The sequence below is a fragment of the Echinicola sediminis genome (genome assembly GCF_054777495.1).
This window is the reverse complement of the sequence record NZ_BAAHAP010000182.1, coordinates 1-4,116: the sequence shown is the minus strand read 5'-3', so window position 1 is coordinate 4,116 and position 4,116 is coordinate 1. Positions and strand designations below refer to the sequence as shown.

The 4,116-nt window shown below is 41.0% G+C and carries 4 protein-coding genes and 1 pseudogene; 3 read left to right on the top strand and 2 right to left on the bottom strand.

The features are described 5' to 3' along the window. A partial coding sequence (locus ACYVAA_RS22350) for a DUF2357 domain-containing protein (protein WP_460546180.1) occupies nucleotides 1-1,924 on the top strand: 1,924 nt, incomplete at its 5' end. Here the strand turns inward: ACYVAA_RS22350 and ACYVAA_RS22345 are convergent. Both ACYVAA_RS22345 and ACYVAA_RS22340 read right to left on the bottom strand, forming a co-directional pair. After that, nucleotides 1,911-2,378, bottom strand: a complete 468-nt coding sequence (locus tag ACYVAA_RS22345; RefSeq protein WP_460546178.1) for a very short patch repair endonuclease — start codon at nucleotides 2,376-2,378, stop codon at nucleotides 1,911-1,913. The two genes, ACYVAA_RS22350 and ACYVAA_RS22345, sit on opposite strands and share 14 nt — an antisense overlap. 5 nt (nucleotides 2,379-2,383) lie before the next feature. Continuing rightward, nucleotides 2,384-2,571: pseudogene (locus tag ACYVAA_RS22340) on the bottom strand (helix-turn-helix domain-containing protein). 254 nt (nucleotides 2,572-2,825) lie between these two features. On the opposite strand from ACYVAA_RS22340, the gene ACYVAA_RS22335 reads away from it, so the two are divergent. Beyond that, a complete protein-coding gene (locus ACYVAA_RS22335) occupies nucleotides 2,826-3,608 on the top strand; it encodes a HipA family kinase (RefSeq protein WP_460546176.1) in 783 nt (260 codons plus the stop codon). Then, nucleotides 3,586-3,969 (top strand): DUF3037 domain-containing protein, encoded by a 384-nt coding sequence (locus ACYVAA_RS22330; protein ID WP_460546174.1) that lies wholly within the window; start codon nucleotides 3,586-3,588, stop codon nucleotides 3,967-3,969. The genes ACYVAA_RS22335 and ACYVAA_RS22330 overlap by 23 nt, the downstream gene beginning before the upstream one ends. Nucleotides 3,970-4,116: the final 147 nt, after the last annotated feature.

Here is a 4,116-nt window from a genome sequence, read left to right as displayed (position 1 = left end):
GTTGGAATATATCACAGAAAAGAGCATAGACATACTCCTACAGGCTGAATCGCCTGTATTTCAGCAATTGGAAATCGATTACTCTGGAGATTCCAGGTCATTATACCAGAAATTTGCTTTTGTCAATTCAATTATTGGTAGCAGTGAATTTACAGAAGCTCTACATAGAATTGTAACAAATCCTGTTACAAAGTGGTCTGAAGCATCTCAAATACGAGACATTAGGCAAGTAAGACGATTATCTAATAGAAATATTAAGGACCTGATAAAGGGAAGTAATCGAACAAAGCTTCCCGAAGATCATTATTTATCTAAATACGGAATGAATTCCACACCACGACGGCTTTCTTATGCCGTAAAAGTAGATTCTTTAGATACTCCAGAAAACCGATTCATAAAATATGCTTTACAAGCATTTATACAATTTGGAAATGATATTAGGTTAAGATCAAATACCAACTCAAAGCTCTATCAAGAAGCAAGCATTTTTATTGACAAACTAAACTCAAGCTTACATCATTCCATTTTCAATGATATCAGTAAACCCAGTTCATTGAAATTAAACAGTCCTGTATTGCAACGAAAAGAGGGATATAGAGAAGTATTAAGGGTTTGGTTGATGTTTGACTTGGCATCAAAATTAATTTGGTCTGGAGGAGAAGATGTTTATAAAGGCGGCAAAAAGGATGTGGCTTCGCTGTATGAATATTGGTTATTTTTCAAATTATTGGAGCTTTTTGGCTCAATATTCAAAATAAATCCAAAGTCCATCAATAAATTAATCAAACCAACGGATAATGGTCTCCATTTAACACTGAAACAAGGTGTTAGCACTCCCCTGAAGGGCATTTATGATTCAGGAAACCGTAAATTTCATGTAAGGTTTAATTATAATAGAACCTTTAAAGGAGGAAGTTGGTATCCTAAGGGAGGAAGTTGGACCACGACACTTCGTCCAGATTATACGCTTTCCATTTGGCCTTACGGAATTAAAGAAAAGGAAGCAGAAGATCAAGAACTTATCGTTCACATTCATTTTGATGCCAAGTATAAGGTAAGCAACCTAAGAGAAATCATTCCAGATCCGATTAAGGAGAATTTGGACGAAGAGAAGGAACAAAACAAAGCAGGCTTGTATAAAAATGCAGATTTATTAAAAATGCATGCTTACAAGGATGCTATTCGACGAACTGGTGGCGCATATGTATTGTATCCTGGTGAAAAGAAAATGGAGAATAGAGGGTTCCATGAGATTATTCCGGGACTGGGCGCCTTTCCCGTAAGACCTTCAAAGACAGATAGCGGCATTAACGAACTGAAAGATTTTATTTTAGAAGTGGTAAAACACTTTGTAAACAGAACCTCCCAAAGGGAAAAAGCCGCTTTTGGAACTTACAAAATATATAAATCCCCTCCTGAAAAAGGCTCTGAGTTAAATGAGTCCCTTCCAGAAGTTTATCAGAATAATAGGCATCTTTTACCAGATGAAACATTTGTTTTGGTAGGATATTATAAGAGTTCGGAGCAATACGATTGGGTTAAGAAAAACCTACTTTATAATTTTAGAACAGGATCCGAATCAGGGTCACTTAGGTTGGGCCATGAGGTTGTAAACGCAAGTTATTTATTGCTTCACACAAAGGGGGATGCATATTCTGGTGAGCTTTGGAAAATTAAACATCGAGGGCCAAGGGTTTTCTCTAAACAAGATATGATTAAAAGAAATTACCCTTCAAATAACCCGAGAAGCCATTATTTAGTAATTGAGCTCGAAAAAGTTATTGATCCTGAATTACAAGGATTAAGCATAGACTTTAAATCACTTGCCAATTACTCTTCAAAGAATGCATCAGCATATCCTTTTTTCACAACATTAACTGAACTGATAAAAAATAAAGTAGATAATAAAATCAAATCAACCTAACTTCCTCCAAAACCCTCCTCACACATACTCCCAACTCCTTCTTCACTTCAAAATCCCAAAAACGGAGCACCGTCCATCCTTTGCTGCGATAGTGATTATTTATTTCTCTATCCCGCTGCATATTGCGTTCAATTTTTGGGATCCAAAAGTCACGGTTGGATTTAATGGCATGTTTTCGCTCTGACCAGTTGTGGCCGTGCCAAAAGCTGCCATCGATAAAGATGACCAGTTTGTATTTGATAAAGCTGATATCCGGTTTACCGGGAAGGTGTTGTTTGTTGGAGCGGTGGTGCAGACCGGTATGCCAAAGGGCTTTTTTAAGCAGTTTCTCCGGTTTGGTATTTCTTCCTTTTATCCTGGACATATTAAAAGACCGCTGCTTCGTGGTATAGAAACCGTTTTCCTCGCAGAAGCGGGGGACGCTGATCTTTTGTTCTGGATACTGCTTAGCCATTACTTTTAAAAGAAATCCTTTATCTCCACATCCAATGCACGTGCCAATTTGTACACCGTCTCTATAGATACGTTTCTTTTGCCTTTTCGATATCAGAGATGTAGGAGCGGTCAAGATCGGCCTTATGGGCCAAGGTTTCTTGGGAGATTTTCCTTCCTTTTCGGATCTCTCCCAGACGATTTCCAAATTCCATTTTCTGATCATTCATTGAGTTTCTTAGAATCTATCAAAAATTAATTCGTGCTAACCTGTCTATCGCCACATAGATTCGTGGACACCTTCTTGATATATTTGTTTACTGGTAATTGCGCTTTTTTATATCCCTGCCCCATTAAGCCTTTTCTTAGTTTTAAATTTGCTGATAATATCCAATCTTTGGGGAAATATGGCTTTTGGGCACAGTGATAACCTAAAACGCCATCCTCGATTGATTTTAGCCGAACACTTATGGACTTACGCACCGTCAATGTAACCCGATATATTTTGCCCTTACGGGAAGGAGGCTCCTTGCCCGCGCTGACTGATGCCGATGACGGTTTCAAATACGTACTGAAATTCCGTGGGGCAGGGCAGCGGGAAAAAGCCTTGATCGCCGAGCTGCTGGGCGGTGAAATTGCCAGGGCCTTGGGACTCAAAGTACCCGAATTGGTCTTTGCCCATTTGGATCCGGCCTTTGGCAGAACGGAGGGGGATGAGGAGATCCAAGACCTGCTCAAGAGCAGCCAAGGCAAAAACCTTGCGCTCCATTTTCTATCGGGAGCCATCAATTACGATGCCTTGGCCATGGAAGCGGATCCCTTGCTTGCCTCCAAGATAGTCTGGCTGGACATGTTCATCACCAATGTGGACCGTACTTTTCGCAATACCAACATGCTGATGTGGAACCGAGAGCTTTGGTTGATCGATCATGGAGCGGCCTTTCTTTTCCACCATGCCTGGAATAATTGGGAAAAAAGTGCCACCAAAGCCTTTCCCATCATCCAAAACCATGTCTTGCTGCCGCAGGCCCAACAGCTTGAGGAAGCCAATGCCCTCTTTACAGAAAAGTTGAGCCCTGAAAAATTAAGGGAAATCGTCACATTGATTCCGGAGGAATGGTTGCTGGCCAGCGGGGACGGTGAGGATGCCGAGGAATTACGAAACGTTTATCAACAATATTTAGCGCTGAGATTTTCTTATGCCGATCAATTTACCAAAGAAGCCCAAGATGCAAGAACAGCACTTATTTGATTATGCCATCATCCGGGTGGTACCACGGGTGGAAAGGGAGGAATTTATCAATGCCGGAGTGATCCTCTGTGCCTGGAAAAGCGGTTACCTAAAAGTAAAAACCCTGTTGAACGAAACAAAACTGCTGGCGCTTGATCCAGAAGCTGATGTGGAAATGATCAAATTGAACTTGGAATCTTTTGATAAAATCTGCTTTGGCAAGGACAATGGAGGAAAAATCGCTGAAATGGATCTGGCATCCAGGTTCCGATGGCTGACCGCTGTCAGAAGCTCCATCATCCAAACATCCCGACCCCACAGCGGTTTTAGTAGGGATCTGGACCAAACCTTGGAAAAGCTCTTTGAGGAAAATGTGTTATAGGGGCCAACAATTAAACCCGAATTCTAAGACTTGGAAAAAGTAACGTACAATAGCTAAGGTATGAACCCGAGTTCGATTTAAAAGCAGTGAAATAGGATCGCTGCGTCCCCGAAAGTGATCGGGGCAGGCTATTGCGAACCCTTTTGT